The following is an 18,217-nucleotide window of genomic DNA, read 5'->3' as shown; positions in this document are numbered from 1 at the left end:
GCTACAGTGGTGCGTGGCGGGTCTCGCTCCCGCCGTTTCCGCATCGTTCCCGCCAGGAGGAATCCAGCGTGGCTGCTTCCGCACATCAGAGAAACGTCGTCTTCGTCGACGGCATCCGCACGCCGTTCGGCAAGGCCGGACCGAAGGGCATCTACGCCGAGACCCGCGCCGACGACCTGGTCGTCAAAGCGATCCGCGAGCTGCTGCGTCGCAACCCTGCGCTCGATCCGGCCCGGATCGACGAGGTCGCGATCGCCGCGACCACCCAGACCGGTGACCAGGGCCTGACCATCGGCCGCACGTCCGCGATCCTCGCAGGCCTGCCCGAGACGGTGCCGGGCTTCGCGATCGACCGCATGTGTGCGGGCGCCATGACGGCCGTGACCACGACGGCGTCGGGTATCGGTTTCGGCCAGTACGACGTCGTGCTCGCCGGTGGTGTCGAGCACATGGGCCATCACCCGATGGGCCAGGGCGCCGACCCCAACCCGCGTTTCCTCACCGACCGCCTGGTCGATCCGAGCGCGCTCGTGATGGGCAACACCGCCGAGAACCTGCACGACCGGTTCCCGTCGATCACCAAGGAGCGCACCGACGCCTACGCGGTCGCGTCGCAGAACAAGTACGAGGCCGCGAAGAAGGCCGGCTACATCGCCGACACCCTCGTGCCGGTCGCGACACGTTCGGAGGCGGGCTGGGGTCTGGCCACCGAGGACGAGCCGCCCCGCCCGGGCACGACCCTCGAGGATCTCGCGAAGCTCAAGACCCCGTTCCGTCCCGCCGGCCGGATCACCGCCGGTAACGCCGCGGGTCTCAACGACGGTGCGACGGCGTGCCTGCTCGCCGGCGAGGACACCGCCACCGAGCTGGGGCTGCCGATCGGGATGCGCATGGTCGGCTTCGCCTTCGCGGGCGTCGACCCCGCCGTCATGGGTATCGGCCCGGTCCCGGCGACCGAGAAGGTCCTCGCCCGTACCGGCCTGTCCATCGACGACATCGGCCTGTTCGAGATCAACGAGGCGTTCGCGGTGCAGGTGCTCGCGTTCCTCGAGCACTTCGGCATCGCCGACGACGACCCCCGCGTCAACCAGTGGGGCGGCGCGATCGCGTGCGGTCACCCGCTCGCGTCGTCCGGCGTGCGTCTGATGACGCAGCTGTCGCGCCAGTTCGCGCAGAACCCCGGTGTCCGGTACGGCCTGACCACGATGTGCATCGGTCTCGGCATGGGCGGCACCGTGATCTGGGAGAACCCGAACCATGCCAACTACGAGGCGGGAGTCAAGTAGATGACCGACATTGCAAGCGCTTTCGCCGACGAGGTCGTCACGAACGCCTACACCAAGCTGGTCTCGGTGCCCGGCATCGAGGGGCCGGTCGCGCTGATCACCCTCGACAACGGCTTCGACCACACCAAGCCGAACTCCTTCGGCCCGCGGGGTCTGCTGGCGTTCGACAAGGCACTCGACGAGGCGTTCGAGGCGAAGCCCGCGGCGATCGCCGTCACCGGCAAGCCGTTCATCTTCGCGGCCGGCGCCGACCTCAAGGGCGTCCCGTCCATCACCACCCGCGAGCAGGGCCTCGAACTCGGCCGTCTGGGGCACAAGGTGTTCCGTCGGCTGCGCGAGTCCGAGGTGCCGACGTTCGCGTTCGTCAACGGTGTCGCGCTCGGCGGCGGCCTCGAGGTGGGCCTGCACTGCCACTACCGCACCTACGCCGACAACGTCGGCGCACTCGGGCTGCCCGAGGCGATGCTGGGCCTGGTTCCCGGCTGGGGCGGAACCCAGTTGCTGCCCAACCTGATCGGGCCGTCGAACGCGGTCACCGTCGCGATCGAGAATCCGCTCGCCAACGGCAAGGTGATCAACTCGAAGAAGGCGCTCGACCTCGGCATCGCCGACGTCGTGCTCGGTTCGGCCGACTTCATCGAGCAGTCCCTCGCGTGGGCGGCGAAGGTGATCGCCGGGGACATCACCCCGTCCCGTCCGGAGATCGACCGCGGCGCCGGCTGGGACGAGGCGATCGCGCGGGCGACGGCGCTCGTGGCCGCCAAGACGTCGGACAACGCGCTCGGCGCGGTGCGCACCGTCGCGTTGCTCGACCGGGCCCGGAACATCGATCTCACGGATGCGGCGTCGCTGGACGCCGGGTTCGAGGCCGAGGACGAGGCGCTGGCCGACCTGCTCATGACGGACGAGCTGCGCGCGGGCCTGTACGCGTTCGATCTGGTGAACAAGCGGGCCAAGCGGCCGGCCGGTGCCCCGGACAAGTCGTTGGCGCGGAAGATCACCGGTGTCGGCATCGTGGGTGCGGGCCTGATGGCGAGCCAGCTGGCGATGCTGTTCGTCAAACAGTTGAAGGTGCCGGTGATCCTCACCGACATCGATCAGGAGCGCATCGACAAGGGCGTCGGCTACGTGCACGGCGAGATCGACAAGCTGCTCGGCAAGGGCCGGCTGTCCCCGGACGGCGCGAACCGGCTCAAGGCGCTCGTCACCGGTTCGCTCGACAAGGCCGCGTTCGCGAACACCGACTTCGTCATCGAGGCCGTGTTCGAGAACATGGACGTCAAGAAGCAGGTGTTCGCGGAGCTCGAGCAGTACGTCTCCCCCGAGACGGTGCTGGCGACCAACACGTCGTCGCTGTCGATCACCGAGATGGCGTCGGATCTGCAGCATCCGGAGCGGGTGGTGGGCTTCCACTTCTTCAACCCGGTCGCGGTGCTGCCGCTGCTCGAGGTCGTCAAGGGCGAGCAGACCGACGATGCGACGCTCGCGACCGCTTTCGCCACCGCGAAGGCGCTGAAGAAGTCGGCCGTCGGCTGCGCCGACAAGCCGGGCTTCGTGTTCAACCGGCTGCTCATCCGCGCGCTCGGCGAGGTGATGAACGCCGTCGACGAGGGCACCCCGTTCGACGTCGCCGACAACGCGCTCGGCGAGATCGGCATGCCGATGACGCCGTTCACGCTGCTCGCGCTGGTCGGCCCGGCCATCGCGCTGCACACCGGCGAGACGCTGCACGCCGCCTACCCGGAGCGGTTCACGCCGTCCCCGGGGCTCGAGGCGATCGTCGAGGCCCGCAAGCCGGGCGTGTGGACCTGGACCGACCGGGGTCAGGTCGTCGACCCCGAGGTCGCCGCGCTGTGGCAGCAGGGCGACACGCCGTCGACGGCCGAGGAGGTGCTCGAGCGGACACGCCGCGCATTCGCCGAGGAGATCCGGATCATGCTCGACGAGGGTGTCGTCGCCGCCCCCGAGGACATCGATCTGTGCCTGATCCTCGGTGGCGGGTTCGGGTTCTGGAACGGCGGCATCACCCCGTACCTGGACCGCACCGGCACGTCGGCCGCCGTGAACGGGAAGCCGTTCCTGGCGAAGGGTGTCGCGAGCGTCTGATGCAGACGGAGAACGGGCGCGTTTCCGGTCAGGGGACGCGCCCGTTCTCCGTGCCTCCGGGTCACCGGCGTGCGGCCGGGTTCAGTCGACGAGCCCGAACTCCTCGAGGAGTTTGCCGACCTCGGTGCGGTCGAGTTTGCCGAGGAGCCACTTCTTCAGGATCTGCGGTCCGGGGATGTCGAGTTCCTTCCCGTCCCGCAGGCGGGTCGTCGCCGCGAGCAGCGACCGCAGATCGTAGGTGGAGGCGAACACCTCCGGGACGCCGCGCTCGATACCGAGCAGCGTGTACACCGCCTCCATCGGGGTGCGCACCGAATATTCGGTGGTGAAGATGCAGTCCCGGCTGCGGCTCTCCGCGAACTGGCCGATGAACGCGAAGTTCTCCGCCCCCTCGGGCACGACGTCCGGCCGGTCCCCGGCGTGCCGGGGCATGAAGAACGCCGTCACGTACGGCATCATCACCGGCACCGTCTTCGCGCCGGTGGCTGCGAGCTCCGGGATCTCGTCGAGCGGAACCCCCAGGTGGTACAGCCATTCCTGGGTGATCTCCTCGCCGGTGCACTCCTGGATCGGCTTCTTCACGTAGTCGCCGGGCCGGTCCGAGAACAGTGCGTACACCCACGCGACGATCTGGTCCTTCGGCTGCTGTTTGAAGTGCGGCTGCCGGTTCACCGTCCAGCTCATCAGCCAGTTCGAGTCCCGCACCGACACGATGCCGCCGGTGACGACCTTGCCGGAGAACGGGTCCCGCTTGCAGATCTTCTGGATGTATCGCGGAATCCGCTCGTCGAGGGTGGTCACCGTCGCCGACTCCCACTTGGTCTCCGGAATGTGCGAGCCGAAGACGTCGGGCCGCCCGAACGACGGGTCCTTCGCAGCGATCCGACGCCACAGCTCCCACGCGGGGGCCGGGCCGGTGTCGAGTTTCGCCGGCGTGTGGTGATCGCCGTTGTTCGAATTCTCCGTCAGCGAGCCGATCGTCATGAACACCAGGTCGTCCGGACCCAGATCCACACCGCCCTCGACGCCCTCACTGATCCAGTCGATTCCGGTGGCGCGCTTGCGTTCCGGGGTGATGTCGAACCGGACGTCGGTGACCTCGGTCTCGAAGCGGACGGTGACACCCTGGTCGAGCAGCCACCTGTACAACGGCAGGACCAGCGACTCGTACTGGTTGTACTTGGTGAACTTCAGCGCCGAGAAGTCCGGGAGTCCGCCGATGTGGTGGATGAACCGGTGCAGATACAGTTTCATCTCGAGCGCGCTGTGCCACTCCTCGAACGCGAACATGGTCCGCCAGTACAGCCAGAAGTTGCTGCCCAGGAAGTCCTCGGAGAAGACCTCGTCGATCCGCTTGCCCTCCATCTCCTCGCGGGTGGCGATGAAGATCTTGATCAGTTCACGCTGCGCTTTCTCGTCGAGGGTGAACAGGCCGTCCGTGTGGGCGTCCCGTCCGCGGTCGATCGTCGCGCGCTGCAGCGAGAAGTTCGGGTCGTCCTTGTTGAGCCAGTAGAACTCGTCGAGTACGCTCGCCCCCTCGATTTCGATGGAGGGGACGGACCGGAACAGGTCCCACAGGCACTCGAAGTGGTTCTCCATCTCGCGGCCGCCGCGGACCACGAACCCCTTCTCGGGTTCCTTGATGCCGTCGAGGGCGCCACCCGGTAGTTTCAGCCGTTCGAGGATCGTGATGTTCCCGCCCGGCATCCCACCGTCGCGCACGAGAAAGGCCGCGCCGGCCAGGGAGGCCAGTCCGGCGCCGACGAACCACGCGGATTTGCCGTCCACTCCCTCGGGTTTACGCGGCCTGCTGAATGCTTCGTAGTTTCCGCTGCTGTAGTACACGCTCGCTCCTCACCTGCACTGGGCCGACCTGGAGATTGCTGTCGCGGGCTTGTCCTTCGCCACCGCGAGCATACGTCCGGCCGGCCCGAGGGGAGTGGCATTCCACCATACCGATATGTAGGTTAGGCTTCCTTAATTTCAACCGAAGGAGTCCTGTCGTGTTCGTGACCACCACCCGGCGCCGGATCGCCGCCACCGTCACCGCCCTCGGCGCCACCACCGCACTGCTGGTCGGCTGTTCGTCCGGTTCCGACAGCGGGTCCACGACCCCGGCCGGCTCCGACGGAGCGTTCCCGGTCACGATTGCGAACACGTTCGGCGACACGACGATCGAGTCGCGGCCGGAACGCCTGGTGACGCTCGGCTGGAACGCACAGGACGTCGTCTACGCGCTGGGTGAGACGCCGGTCGGGATGCCGAAGTACACGTACGGCGCGGAGGCGAACGGGGTGATGCCGTGGCTGCAGGACCAGTTCGATCCGAACGCCACCACCCTGTTGGACACCACGGCCGCGACCCCCGTCGAGGCGGTGGCCGCACTGACGCCGGACGCGGTTCTCGCACCGTACGAGGGATTCGATCAGGCGGTGTACGAGCAGTTGTCGGCGGTCGCCCCGACCGTGGCGTACCCGGACAAGGCCTGGCAGACGACGTGGCAGGACCAGACGACGCTGATCGGGCAGGCGATGGGCAAGTCGGACGAGGCCGCGGCGCTGGTCGACGACATGAACGCGATGCTGGCCCGTACCGCGGCCGAGCATCCCGAGTATGCGGGCAAGACCCTGTCGGTGATCAACCTGGACACCACCAACGGTCAGGTGAACGTGTACAAGCCGACGGATCCGCGGGTGCAGATCCTCACCCAGCTGGGGTTCGTGAACTCGCCGGGCGTCGAAAAGCTCACCGCCACCAGTGATCCCGACAAGTTCTTCGTCGACATCTCCGCCGAACGGATCTCCGAGGTCGACGCCGACGTCGTCGTCGCGTTCGTCACCGACGCCGCCGACACCGTGAAGATGCCCGCCTACGCCACCCTCGGCGCCGTGCAGCGCGGCAGCGACGTCCCCCTCTCCGACACCAAGATCATCGCCGGCCTCAGCCAGACCAGCGTCCTCGCCACCCCCTGGGTGCTCGGACAGCTGACGCCCCTGCTGACGGAAGCGGCCGGGAAGGTCGGGTAACCCGATCGAAGGTCCCCGGGCCGGGCCGATTCGCGTCACTCCACCCGCCCCACCCGATTCGGCGTACTCTCCCCGACAACACCCCTCGGCGGCGGGAGGCACGTGATGTCCGGACTCGACACGACCGGCCGTCCGCCGGCTGCTTCGCCGGCAGTCGGTGCGGCCGTGCTGTTTTCGGCGGCGGCGGCGCTGGGCGGTTTCCTGTTCGGCTACGACACCGCGGTGATCAACGGTGCGGTGGGCGCGATCCGGGACCGCTACGACATCGGGGCGGGCGCGACGGGGCTGTCGGTGTCGTTGACCCTGCTCGGTGCCGCGCTGGGCGCGTGGTTGGCGGGCAGTATCGCCGACCGGGTCGGCCGTATCCGGGTGATGCGGATCGCGGCCGCCCTGTTCGTGGTCGGTGCGCTCGGGTCGGCGTTCCCGTTCGGGATCGTCGACCTCACCCTGTGGCGGGTCGTCGGCGGTGTCGCCGTCGGCTTCGCCTCCGTCATCGCCCCCGCCTACATCGCGGAAATCGCGCCCGCCGCGATCCGCGGCCGGCTCGGCTCCATGTACCAGCTGGCGATCGTCCTCGGCATCGCGATCTCCCAACTGATCAACTACGCGATCTCCGATGCCGCCGGCGGTGGCCGCGGGGAACTCGCCGGCGTCGAGGCCTGGCAGTGGATGCTCGCGATCGAGGCGATCCCCGCCGTCGCCTACCTCGCGGCCACCTATCTGATTCCCGAATCGCCCCGGCACCTCGTGCGATGCGGCCGCGACGACGAGGCCCGCGCCCTCGTCACCCGACTCGAGGGCGGCGACACCGGTGTCGTCACCGACCGCATTCTCGAGATCCGTTCCTCCCTCGGCGCCGAACGCACCCGCATCGGCGTCCGCGCCCTGTTCACGAAATCCACCGGCGTCGCCGCCCTCGTCTGGGTGGGTATGACCCTCGCCGCCCTGCAACAGTTCGTCGGCATCAACGTGATCTTCTACTACTCGTCCACCCTGTGGCAGGCCGTCGGCTTCGGGGAGGACCGCTCCCTGCTCATCAGCGTCGTCAGCGCCCTCGTCAACATCGTCGGCACGTTCGTCGCGATCGCCGTCATCGACCGCATCGGCCGCAAACCGCTGCTGCTCATCGGCTCCGTCGGCATGGCCGTATCCCTCGCCACCGCCGCCGTCTGTTTCCACTCGGCAACGGTGACGACGAACGACATCGGCGAATCCGTCGCCACCCTGACCGGCGCGGCCGGCACCGTCGCCCTGATCGCCGCCAACGCGTTCGTGTTCTTCTTCGCCCTGTCGTGGGGCCCGGTCGTGTGGGTCCTCATCAGCGAAATGTTCCCGAACCGGGTGCGGGCCGCGGCCGTCGGTATCGCCACCGCCTCCAACTGGGTCGCGAACTTCCTCGTCTCCGCCACGTTCCCGTCGCTCGCCGACTGGAACCTCTCCCTCACCTACGCCGGCTACGCCGTCATGGCGGTGCTGTCGATCGTCATCGTGTCGAAGTTCGTCACCGAAACCCGCGGCCGCACCCTCGAACAGGCCGGTTGAAACCGGGCTGCCGGGCTACTGCCAGTGCGCGGGCCGGGCCAGTACCGCCGGCAACGCGGTACGCCCGTCCCCGCGGGCCGCGTTCACCTGGAACTGGGTGAGGAACAACGCATCCGACAGGTTCGCGCCCCGCAGGTCCGCCCCGCGCAGGTCCGCGCCGATCAGGTCGGCGCCCCGCAGATCCGTCTTCCTCAGGTCCGCGCCGATCAGCCACGCCCCGCGCAGGTTCGCACCGCGCAGATCCTTCCCGGCCAGCTTCGCGCCCATCAGGTCGGCGCCACGATGATCGCGGGAGCGCCCCGGCGCCGCCGCCCGCACCCGCTCGCTCACCGCGAGCAACAGCGTGTTCACCCGCTCCCGCTGCGCCGGGACGTCCAGCGCCGTCAGCTCGGCAGGTGACGCGCCGGTCAGCGCTGCTGTCTCGTCGCGCAGCCGCGACAGCTCGGGCACCAGGTCCGCCGCCACCGGCCGGCGCAGGGAATCGTCCAGATACCACAGCAATTCGTGCAGCTGCCTCATCACCGGGAACACGTCGAACATGGGCGCCGCCACGTCCGGCCCGGTGCGCCAGTCCCGGCCCTCGAACGTCACCTGCGACACCTGCTGGCCCGCCCCGAAGCAGTCGTACACGGTGCAGCCGGTGAATCCTCGGCCGCGCAGGTCCGTGTGGATGCCGCAGCGGAAATCGTCGAGCAGATTCCGGCACGGCGTCCCGCCCGCCTTGTCGATCGCGAAATCACTCGACTTCGCGAACGGCAGAGCGACACAACACAAGCCGAAACAGTTCGAGCAGTCCGAGACCAGGTCCCCCGACACCGTCACCGGCCGACTACCCGACACCCGGGTTCGACGTGTCGAGTCCCGCGTCCTTGGCGACGCCGTTGGACGACACCGCCCGGTCCAGTCCGACGACCCATCCGGTGACCTGACGCGTGATGTCCTGCGCCGTCAAGCCCAGTTCGCGGTGGATCTGCTCGCGGGATGCGTGGTCCAGGAACTCTTGCGGCACACCGAGATCCCGGCACGGGACGTCGACACCGGCCGCGCGCAGCGCCGCCGACACCGACGAGCCCACACCACCGTGCAGGCCGCTGTCCTCGATCGTGACGACCATGCGGTAGTTCTTCGCGAGTTCGACGAGCGACCCGGGCACCGGCAGCACCCAGCGTGGATCGACGACCGCCGCGGTGATGCCGTGCTGGGCGAGACGTTCGGCCGTCCCGAGCGCCACCGACGCGAACGAGCCGACCGCGACGAACAGCACGTCACCGGTGTCGCCGTCCGGCATCGTGAGCACGTCGACCCCGTCGTCGAGCCGCCGCACCGCCGGAATGTCGTCGCCGACCGCGCCCTTCGGGAACCGGACCACGGTGGGCCCGTCGTCGACGGCGAGGGCCTCGCCGAGTTCTTCACGCAGTGTCGCGGCGTCACGCGGGGCCGCCACCCGGATGCCGGGAACGACACCCAGCAGCGACAGGTCCCACACCCCGTTGTGGCTGGCACCGTCCGCGCCGGTGACACCGGAACGGTCCAGCACGAGCGTCACCGGCTGCTTCAACAGCGCGACGTCCATGAGTAGCTGATCGAACGCCCGGTTGAGAAACGTCGAATAGATCGCGACCACCGGGTGCATGCCGCCGAGCGCGAGCCCGGCCGCCGACGTCACCGCGTGCTGCTCGGCGATACCGACGTCGAACATCCGCTCGGGGAACCGTTCACCGAATGCGGCCAGCCCCGTCGGCCCGGCCATCGCCGCGGTGATCGCGACGATGTCGTCGCGCTCCTCGGCGCGGGCGATCAGCTCCGACGAGAACACCGACGTCCAGTCCGGTGCGGACGCGGTGCGGGACTTTCCGGTGAGCGGATCGATCACGCCGGTCGCGTGCATCTGGTCGGCGACGTGGTTCTCCGCCGGCGCGTAGCCCATGCCCTTGCGGGTCACCGCGTGCACGATCACCGGGCCGCCGAAGGCCTTGGCGCGGCGCAGCGCCGACTCCATCGCGGCCTCGTCGTGCCCGTCGACCGGTCCCAGGTACTTCAGGCCCAGGTCGGTGAACAGCACCTGCGGGCTGACGGTGTCCTTGAGGCCCGCCTTCATCCCGTGCAGCAGCTGGTAGGCGGCGCGACCCACCCACGGCATCTTCTTGACCATGCGCCGGCCGCTGTCGAGCATCCGCTCGTAGCCGGGCTGCAGCCGCAGCGACGCCAGATGGTCGGCGAACCCGCCGATCGTGGGCGCGTACGAGCGGCCGTTGTCGTTGACGACCACCACCACGGACCGGTCCCTGCCGGCCGCGATGTTGTTGAGAGCCTCCCAGCACATGCCGCCGGTCAGGGCCCCGTCACCGACGACGGCGACGACGTGCCGGCCACGCTGCCCGGACAGCTCGAACGCCTTGGCCAGGCCGTCCGCATACGACAGGGCCGCCGACGCGTGCGACGACTCCACCCAGTCGTGTTCGCTCTCGGCGCGCGCCGGATACCCGGACAGGCCGCCCTGCTTGCGCAACGAATCGAAGTCGCCGCGGCGTCCGGTGACGATCTTGTGCACGTACGCCTGGTGGCCGGTGTCGAAGACGATCGGATCGGTCGGCGAATCGAACACCCGGTGCAGGGCCAGGGTCAGTTCGACGACGCCCAGGTTGGGGCCGAGATGCCCACCGGTCGCGGACACCTTCTGCACGAGGAACTCGCGGATCTCCGCGGCAAGTTCCTTCATCTCGGCGGCATCGAGCCGACGCAGGTCGTCAGGCGTCTGAATGCGGGCAAGGACACCCAACGAGATCGCTCCCTCCGGCAGGTTCACAGGCTGTCGCACGACAGCCCCACGAGTCTACGGACGCGACCGCATCCGATCGCACACCAGGACTGTCCGCTCATCTTACTGTTGCCCCATGAGCAACGTCGTCGACGACTTCATCACTCGGGTGTTCGACAGCGTCCGAGACGACACCGGGGGCGCCGTCGCCGACTACATCCCGGAGCTGGCCGCCGCGAACCCCGACCGGTTCGGGATCGTCGTGGCCACCGCGGACGGACACGTGTACGAGGTCGGCGACACCGAGGTGCCGTTCACGATCCAGTCGATCTCGAAGCCGTTCACGTACGCGCTGGCCGTGGCCGATCGTGGGGTGGACGCCGTCGCCGAGAAGGTCGACGTCGAACCGTCCGGGGAACCGTTCAACGAGATCAGCCTCGACCCGGACACCGAACGCCCCCGCAACCCGATGATCAATGCGGGGGCGATCACGTCCGCGTCCCTCGTCGCCGGGACGAGTGCAGACGAGCGGTTCGAACGGATCCGGTCGCTGTACTCGCGGTGCGCGGGACGGCAGCTGACACTCGACGAAACCGTGTACGCGTCCGAGGCCCGCACCGGATACCGCAACCGGGCGATCGGGTACATGCTGCGCTCGTTCGGGATCGTCGCCGGCAACCCGGACGACGCCGTCGACCTGTACTTCCGGCAGTGCTCGATCGAGGTCACGTGCCGCGACCTGGCGCTCATGGCGGCCACCCTCGCCAACAACGGTGTCCAGCCGCACACCCGGGAGCGGGTGCTCTCCCCCGCGATCGTCGAACGCGTCCTCAGTGTCATGACGACGTGCGGCATGTACGACGACGCCGGCGAATGGGTCACCGACGTCGGCCTGCCCGCCAAGAGCGGTGTCGGCGGCGGAGTCCTGGCGGTGCTGCCCGGACAGCTCGGCATCGCCGTCTTCTCCCCGCGACTGGACCGGCACGGCAACAGTGTCCGGGGAGTCCGCACGTGCCGGGAACTGTCGAACACGCTGGGCCTGCACTTCCTGCGCGTCACCCGCGCGTCCCGCTCGTCGATCCGGGCCCGGCACACCGTCGCGTCGGTCCGGTCCCGGATCCGGCGCACCGACGCCGAAGAAGCCGTCCTCGACGCGTTCGGCGAGCGGGGCCGCATCTACGAACTGCACGGCGACCTGCTGTTCACCGGCGCCGAGACCGCCGTACGCGCGATCGACGCCGACCGCACCGACTCCGAGGCCGTCGTCGTCGACGTCAGCCAGGTCGACGACGTCAGCTCGGTGGCCCGCACGATGATCGAGGCACTGCGCGCCGACCTCGCCGAATCCGGTTGCCCCACAGCACTGGTCGACCCGGCGGGTGTGTTCGGTCACACCACGTCGAGTCTGAGCCCGGACGCCCCGCAGGGCCGGGTGTTCGTCGACCTGGACGCCGCCACCGAATGGTGCGAGGACGTCGTCCTGGACCGACACTGCCCCGACGGCCGGCAGCCGGCGTCGATCGGTCTCGAACAGCATCCGCTACTCGCCGATCTGTCACCCGACCAGTTCGAACGGTTCACCGACGAACTCGAACGCCGCACCGTCGCCCGCGGCGAGACGATCGTGCGCCGCGGCGACCGCGGCACCGGCATCTTCCTGATCCTGTCCGGACGCGTCAGCACGATCGTCACGTCCACCGACGGGGCCGCCCACCGGATCACGACCCTGTCGGCGGGCACCACGTTCGGGGAGATGCCGACGCTGCTCGACTCGGCGTTCCTCAACGACGTCCGCGCCGACACCACCGTCACACTCGCGGTACTCCCGCCGAGCGGGTTCGCCCGGTTGACGTCGGCGGCCCCGGAGATCAAGGCGGCCCTGCTCGAGCGGCTCGCGACCGCCGCCTACAGCCAGCTCGACACCGTGCTGCGCACGTTCGAGCAGCGCGGCCGGATCTGACCACTCCGGCAAAAACGTTTGCGCACGCCCCTCGCGTCCGACAGGCTGAAAGCGAAGACCGAGCCTGAGATCCCACTCACACCTGACGACGGGAAACGGATGACTTCCGACAGAGCACTGGCCATCGAAACCACCGGGCTGATCAAACGTTTCGGTTCGTTCACCGCCGTCGACGGCGTCGACCTCGCCGTCCCGACCGGCGGCGTGTACGGCGTCCTCGGCCCCAACGGTGCCGGCAAGACCACCACGATCCGCATGCTCGCGACCCTGCTGCCGATCGACGGCGGCAGCGCCCGCGTCCTCGGCCACGACGTCACGAAGGAAGCCGAGACGGTTCGGTCGAAGGTGTCGCTGACGGGCCAGTTCGCATCGCTCGACGAGGATCTGACCGGAACCGAGAACCTGATCCTGCTCGGCCGCCTGTACGGGTACTCGCGGGCCGCGGCCCGCTCACGCTGCGACCAACTGCTCGACGCGTTCGGGCTCACCGAGGCCGCCGGCCGTCAGGTCAAGACGTTCTCCGGCGGCATGCGCCGCCGCATCGACATCGCCGCGTCCATCATCGTCACCCCCGAACTGATCTTCCTGGACGAGCCGACGACGGGCCTCGACCCGCGCAGCCGCAACCAGGTGTGGGAGATCGTCCGGGCGCTCGTCGCGGGCGGCACCACGGTCCTGCTCACCACGCAGTACCTCGACGAGGCCGACCAGCTCGCCGACCGGATCGCCGTCATCGACCGCGGCAAGGTCATCGCCGAGGGCACCACCGGTCAGCTCAAGGCGTCCGTCGGCTCGGGTGCCCTGCACGTGCGGATCGCCGAACCGGAGCGGCGCACCGATGCCGCCGTCGTCCTCGAACGCGAACTCGGCATCGACGTCACCCTCGAATCCGATCCGGCCGCACTCACCGCCCGCGTCGACGACCCGCAACGCGTCGCCCGCGCCCTCGCCGCCCTCGACGACGCGAACCTGGCCGTCACCACCTTCGCGCTCGGCCAGCCCAGTCTCGACGAGGTGTTCCTCGCCCTCACCGGGCACGGCGCCGAATCGACCGACACCCTCCAGGAGAAGGCCCGATGACCGACACCATCAACGCGTCCGCCCAGTCGGTCGGCAACGTCCTGCAGATGCCCGGCCCCCGGCCGGCCCGCCCGAACGGGCTGTCGACATCCCTGTCGTTCGGGTGGCGGGCCCTGCTCAAGATCAAACACGTTCCGGAACAGCTGTTCGACGTGACGATGTTCCCGATCATGTTCACGCTGATGTTCACGTTCCTGTTCGGTGGGGCGCTCGCCGGCTCCACCGACGCCTACGTGCAGTTCCTCATTCCCGGCATCCTCGTGCAGACCGTCGTCATGATCACCATGTACACGGGTCTGACCCTGAACAAGGACATCGAGAAGGGCGTCTTCGACCGGTTCCGGTCCCTGCCGATCTGGCGGCCCTCACCGCTGGTCGGCGCCCTGTTCGGCGACATCGCCCGCTACACCATCGCGTCGGTGATCGTCCTGGTCCTCGGCCTGATCCTCGGCTTCCGGCCCGCCGGTGGCGTCGTCGGCGTCGTGGTGTCCGTGCTGGTACTGCTGCTGTTCTCGTTCAGCATGTCGTGGGTGTGGACGATGTTCGCGCTGCTGCTGCGCACCGAGCAGGCCGTCATGGGCGTGTCGATGTTCATCCTGTTCCCGCTCACATTCGCGTCCAACATCTTCGTCGATCCGACGACGATGCCCGGCTGGCTGCAGGCGTTCGTCGACGTCAATCCGATCAGCCATCTGGTGACGACGCTGCGGTCGCTGTGCGAGGGCTCGTTCGAGTTCGGGCAGCTGTCGGTGGTGCTGCTGTGGTGCGCCGGATTCGTCGTGATCTTCGGTCCGCTCACGATGCGGCTGTACAACCGCAAGACCTGAGTTCCTGCCACACGGCCGACGGCCCGCAACCGGACAGGGTTGCGGGCCGTGGTGCGTGGTGCGGGAAACCGATCAGACGGTGATCTCCTCGGCCGGCTCCTCGGCCGACTCCTCGATGTCGATCGTCTTGCGCAGCGGCGTGTTCGGCACGAAGATCACGCACACCAGGGTGATGAGTGCGACGATCGCCGACACCAGGAACAGGCGTCCGGTCGCGTCGCCGTACGCGGCGCGGATGATCTCCGCGACCGGTTCCGGCAGGGACGCCAGGTCGAGGTTGCCGCCGTTGCCCTGTGAGTGGGTGTCGATACCGAGCTTCGCGAACCCCTCCGCCGACAGGTCGGCGACGCGGGTCGCGAGGACCGAGCCGAGCACCGACACGCCGATCGCGCCGCCGAACGTGCGGAAGAACGCCACCGAACTGCTGGCGGCACCGATGTTGTGCACGCTGACGGTGTTCTGCACCGCGAGCACCAGGTTCTGCATGAGGCTGCCGACACCGACACCGACGATCGCGATGTAGACGCCGATCAGCCACAGGCTGGTGGCGTGGTCGATCGTGGACAGCAGACCGAAACCGACGACGAGGAGCACGGCGCCGCCGACGATGAACGGCTTCCACTTGCCGAATCGGGTGATCAGCTGGCCGGAGGCGACCGACGAGATCAGCATGCCGAGCACCATCGGGATCGTCAGGATGCCGGCGATGGTGGGGCTGTTGCCGCGCGCGGTCTGGAAGTACTGGGTGAGGAACGTGGTGGCACCGAACATGCCGACACCGACCGCGACCGACGCGATGATCGCCAGACCGGTGGTCTTCTCGGTGATGATGGACAACGGGATGATCGGCGACTTCACCTTGGATTCGACGATCACGGTCGCGATCAGCAGCAACACACCGACGCCGACGTAGATCGCCGATTCCTTCGAGAACCATGCGTAGTAGTCGGCCTTGCCGGCGAACGACACCCACACCAGCAGGACGCTGACACCGGCGGTGAGCAGGGTGGCACCCCACCAGTCGATGGAGACGTCCTCCTTGCGCTCGGTCGCGATGTGCAGGGTGCGCTGCAGCAGGAACAGGGCGATCACGGCCAGCGGGACGCACACGAAGAACGTCCACCGCCACCCGAGAGGGCTGTCGACGATCACACCGCCGAGGATCGGGCCGCCGGACATCGACACGGCCATCGCCGCACCCATGTAGCCGGAGTAACGGCCGCGTTCGCGCGGCGGGATGATGCTGCCGATGATCGCGACGACGAGCGCGGTCAGACCGCCCATGCCGATGCCCTGCACGACGCGCGCGACCAGCAGGACGGGCACGTTGTGCGAGAAACCGGCGATCACGGACCCGGCCACGAAGATCACGATCGAGCTCTGGACCAGGATCTTCTTGTTGAACAGGTCGGCGAGCTTGCCCCAGATCGGGGTGGATGCGGCGTTGGCGAGCAGCGCGGTCGTGATGACCCACGCGTACTGCGTCTGGGTGCCCTTCAGGTCACCGATGATCGTCGGCAGCGCGGTGGCGACGATGGTCGTGCTGAGCAGCGCCGTGAACAGGGCTGCGATGAGGCCGGCGAGGACCTCGAGGATCTGGCGGTGGGTCATAGGCTCTTGGGCCGTGCGGCCGGTACCTGCCCGGCTCTCCCCCACTGATGTCGATGTCGTCATCGAAGTGAACTCCCACAGTGATCGGCGGTTAGCGGTATGGATTCGCGGTCCGGTGTCGACTCGGCTCTCGGCGCCAGGGACACGGTGAGACGTTCGATGAGCGTCAACGCCGCGGCGGCTTCGTCCTGACTCCAGTCGCCCAGCCGTCCACGCAGGTGCGCGGACCTGCGTTTCTTCGTCTCCCGCAGCACCTCGGTGCCCTTCTCGGTGACCTGGACGTGCAACGCCCGTCGGTCGTCCGGGTCGGGCCGGCGTTCGACGAGCCCGGCGTCGACCAGTTCGGTCAGCTGCCGGCTCAGCGCCGACTGGCTCAGGCACAACGCGCCGGCCAGTTCGTTCTGCCGGCACGGCCCCCGCACGGAGAGCGCGACCAGGACCGCGACGAGCGCGGGTGCCACCGGGTCGTCGACGCTGTTCGCGACGGCCGCGCGCAGCGACCGGCCGAACAGGAAGATCGCGTCGACGAGCGCCTGGGCGGTATCGGCTTGGACAGCCATCGGATACCCCGAATCCTCATAAGGACTGACGAATTACTTGCAGAACGCAACTATAGAGATAGTTGCGTACCTCAAGCAATTACTTCGCAAACGCGACAAACCTGACCACATGGCCTCTGACCTGCACAGATCCGGCGACCACGCAGCGTCACTGTGGCGAGAACCACTCCGATCCCGCCCTCGACCACCCGCTCAGCGCGTCAGCAGCGCCAGCGACTCGACGTGATGGGTCGACGGGAACGCGTCGAACGCCCGCACCCGCTCCAACCGGTACCCCTGCTCGCGGTACAGCGCGACGTCCCGCGCGAACGACGCCGGATCGCACCCGATGTGCACGATCCGCTCGGGCTCCGCCGCCGCGACGGCCGCCACGACCTCGCGTCCCGCCCCGGCCCGCGGCGGATCGAGGACCACCACCTCGGGGGCCGGCAGTTCGTGCAACGCCCGCTCCACCCGGGCCGCGTGCAGATGCACGTGCGGAAGATCCTCGAGCGCCGCAGTGCCGTCCGCGACGGCCTGCCGCGAGAACTCCACCGAATCGACACGACCCGTCGGGCCGACCTGGCCGGCGAGCGTCGCCGCGAACACCCCGACACCGCCGTACAGGTCCCACACCCGCGCCCCGACCGACGCCTGCGCCCACTCCCCCACCACCGCCGAATACGTGGCGGCAGCACCCCGGTGCGCCTGCCAGAACCCGGTCGCCGACAACGTCCACTCCCGGTCACCGACCCGCTCGAGCACCCGCCCCGTTCCGACGACGACGTGCTCGGCCCGACTCCCCGACGACGCCGCCCGTCGCGCGGTCGCCCCGCGCCGGCCCGGGCTGCGCCGTCCCGTGCGCGACACCTTCGGCGGTGCCACCTCCACGACGTGCCGCTCCCCCGCCGCATCGAGCACCACCTGAACCTCGGCGCCCGGCTGCCACGACCGCTCGGACAGCCCGCTGTACGCGGACGGCGCGATCTGCGGGCATGCCAGGAACGTCTCGATCTCGAGGCTCCGGTACTTGTGGAAGCCGGGCCGGCCCGCGGAATCGACGGCCAGCCGCACCCGCGACCGCCACCCCGTCCCGTCGCCCGTGCCGGGCAGTTCCTCGACCGCGACATCGACGTCCACGCCGGCGATCCGCCGCAACTGCTCGGCGACGACGGACGACTTCATCGCCCGCTGCGCGGCCGGAGCCGCATGCGAGTAGTCGCAACAACCGGCCCCGCCCGGCCCGGAGATCGGGCACAGCGGGTCGACCCGATCGTCCGACGGCACCAGGATCTCGACGGCGTCGGCCCGGCAGAACGAGCCGCCACGGTCCTCGGTGACGTGCGCGATCACCCGCTCTCCGGGCAGCCCGTGCCGCACGAACAGCACCCGGCCCTCGTGCCGGGCGACGCAGAACCCGCCGTGCCCGGGATTACCCAGTTCGACCTCGAGTCGGCGTCCGGTCCAGTTCTCGCTCACGGT

At 68.9% G+C, this 18,217-nt stretch carries 13 protein-coding genes; 7 read left to right on the top strand and 6 right to left on the bottom strand.

Annotated features, from left to right (window positions below):
- The first annotated feature begins 68 nt into the window (after positions 1 to 68).
- Both Q5696_RS09060 and Q5696_RS09055 read left to right on the top strand, forming a co-directional pair.
- Positions 69 to 1,286: a thiolase family protein gene (locus Q5696_RS09060; RefSeq protein WP_305094840.1), complete on the top strand. Its 1,218-nt coding sequence runs from the start codon at positions 69 to 71 to the stop codon at positions 1,284 to 1,286.
- A complete protein-coding gene (locus Q5696_RS09055; protein WP_305094839.1) occupies positions 1,287 to 3,392 on the top strand; it encodes a 3-hydroxyacyl-CoA dehydrogenase NAD-binding domain-containing protein in 2,106 nt (701 codons plus the stop codon). It begins immediately after the preceding gene.
- Between the two features lie 81 nt (positions 3,393 to 3,473).
- On the opposite strand, the gene Q5696_RS09050 is transcribed toward Q5696_RS09055, so the two are convergent.
- Positions 3,474 to 5,237 (bottom strand): oleate hydratase, encoded by a 1,764-nt coding sequence (locus Q5696_RS09050; RefSeq protein WP_305094838.1) that lies wholly within the window; start codon positions 5,235 to 5,237, stop codon positions 3,474 to 3,476.
- 158 nt (positions 5,238 to 5,395) lie between these two features.
- Between Q5696_RS09050 and Q5696_RS09045 the strand changes: the two genes are divergently transcribed.
- Together Q5696_RS09045 and Q5696_RS09040 are read left to right on the top strand one after the other, a co-directional pair.
- Positions 5,396 to 6,418, top strand: a complete 1,023-nt coding sequence (locus Q5696_RS09045; protein ID WP_305094837.1) for an ABC transporter substrate-binding protein — start codon at positions 5,396 to 5,398, stop codon at positions 6,416 to 6,418.
- A 105-nt stretch (positions 6,419 to 6,523) separates the two neighbouring features.
- The gene (locus Q5696_RS09040) at positions 6,524 to 7,960 is read left to right on the top strand and encodes a sugar porter family MFS transporter (protein WP_305094836.1); all 1,437 of its coding nucleotides are present in this window, start codon (positions 6,524 to 6,526) and stop codon (positions 7,958 to 7,960) included.
- Between the two features lie 15 nt (positions 7,961 to 7,975).
- Here the strand turns inward: Q5696_RS09040 and Q5696_RS09035 are convergent, their stop codons facing one another.
- The gene (locus Q5696_RS09035; RefSeq protein WP_305094835.1) at positions 7,976 to 8,782 is read right to left on the bottom strand and encodes a pentapeptide repeat-containing protein; all 807 of its coding nucleotides are present in this window, start codon (positions 8,780 to 8,782) and stop codon (positions 7,976 to 7,978) included.
- Positions 8,783 to 8,789: 7 nt separating this feature from the next.
- The gene (gene dxs / locus Q5696_RS09030) at positions 8,790 to 10,739 is read right to left on the bottom strand and encodes a 1-deoxy-D-xylulose-5-phosphate synthase (RefSeq protein ID WP_305095203.1); all 1,950 of its coding nucleotides are present in this window, start codon (positions 10,737 to 10,739) and stop codon (positions 8,790 to 8,792) included.
- 115 nt (positions 10,740 to 10,854) lie between these two features.
- On the opposite strand from dxs, the gene glsA reads away from it, so the two are divergent.
- The 3 genes from glsA to Q5696_RS09015 all read left to right on the top strand — a co-directional run bounded on the left by glsA (position 10,855) and on the right by Q5696_RS09015 (position 14,585).
- Positions 10,855 to 12,678 (top strand): glutaminase A, encoded by a 1,824-nt coding sequence (gene glsA, locus Q5696_RS09025; protein ID WP_305094834.1) that lies wholly within the window; start codon positions 10,855 to 10,857, stop codon positions 12,676 to 12,678.
- A gap of 99 nt (positions 12,679 to 12,777) precedes the next feature.
- Complete coding sequence (locus Q5696_RS09020) at positions 12,778 to 13,758, top strand: efflux ABC transporter ATPase subunit, DrrA-related (RefSeq protein WP_305094833.1); 981 nt, start codon at positions 12,778 to 12,780, stop codon at positions 13,756 to 13,758.
- Entirely contained in the window at positions 13,755 to 14,585 is an 831-nt protein-coding gene (locus Q5696_RS09015; RefSeq protein ID WP_305094832.1) for an ABC transporter permease, read from the top strand. The genes Q5696_RS09020 and Q5696_RS09015 overlap by 4 nt, the downstream gene beginning before the upstream one ends.
- Before the next feature lie 72 nt (positions 14,586 to 14,657).
- Here the strand turns inward: Q5696_RS09015 and Q5696_RS09010 are convergent, their stop codons facing one another.
- From Q5696_RS09010 to Q5696_RS09000, 3 genes are all read right to left on the bottom strand, one after another.
- The gene (locus tag Q5696_RS09010; RefSeq protein ID WP_305094831.1) at positions 14,658 to 16,196 is read right to left on the bottom strand and encodes an MDR family MFS transporter; all 1,539 of its coding nucleotides are present in this window, start codon (positions 16,194 to 16,196) and stop codon (positions 14,658 to 14,660) included.
- Between the two features lie 59 nt (positions 16,197 to 16,255).
- Positions 16,256 to 16,756, bottom strand: a complete 501-nt coding sequence (locus Q5696_RS09005) for a MarR family winged helix-turn-helix transcriptional regulator (RefSeq protein WP_305094830.1) — start codon at positions 16,754 to 16,756, stop codon at positions 16,256 to 16,258.
- 192 nt (positions 16,757 to 16,948) lie between these two features.
- On the bottom strand, positions 16,949 to 18,214 hold the full coding sequence (locus tag Q5696_RS09000; RefSeq protein WP_305095202.1) for a class I SAM-dependent RNA methyltransferase: 1,266 nt from the start codon (positions 18,212 to 18,214) through the stop codon (positions 16,949 to 16,951).
- Positions 18,215 to 18,217 lie beyond the last annotated feature (3 nt).

This window comes from Prescottella sp. R16, assembly GCF_030656875.1.
Taxonomy (GTDB): Bacteria; Actinomycetota; Actinomycetes; order Mycobacteriales; family Mycobacteriaceae; genus Prescottella.
The sequence above is the reverse complement of the archived record's forward strand: the minus strand, read 5'-3'. Positions and strand labels throughout refer to the sequence as shown.

Excerpts from the sequence above, each read along its gene's own strand:
- glsA (WP_305094834.1), top strand. The coding sequence starts at position 10,855 with ATGAGCAACGTCGTCGACGACTTCATCACTCGGGTGTTCGACAGCGTC.
- Q5696_RS09015 (WP_305094832.1), top strand. The coding sequence starts at position 13,755 with ATGACCGACACCATCAACGCGTCCGCCCAGTCGGTCGGCAACGTCCTG.
- Q5696_RS09005 (WP_305094830.1), bottom strand. The coding sequence starts at position 16,756 with ATGGCTGTCCAAGCCGATACCGCCCAGGCGCTCGTCGACGCGATCTTC.
- Q5696_RS09020 (WP_305094833.1), top strand. The coding sequence starts at position 12,778 with ATGACTTCCGACAGAGCACTGGCCATCGAAACCACCGGGCTGATCAAA.
- Q5696_RS09040 (WP_305094836.1), top strand. The coding sequence starts at position 6,524 with ATGTCCGGACTCGACACGACCGGCCGTCCGCCGGCTGCTTCGCCGGCA.
- Q5696_RS09010 (WP_305094831.1), bottom strand. The coding sequence starts at position 16,196 with ATGACCCACCGCCAGATCCTCGAGGTCCTCGCCGGCCTCATCGCAGCC.
- Q5696_RS09055 (WP_305094839.1), top strand. The coding sequence starts at position 1,287 with ATGACCGACATTGCAAGCGCTTTCGCCGACGAGGTCGTCACGAACGCC.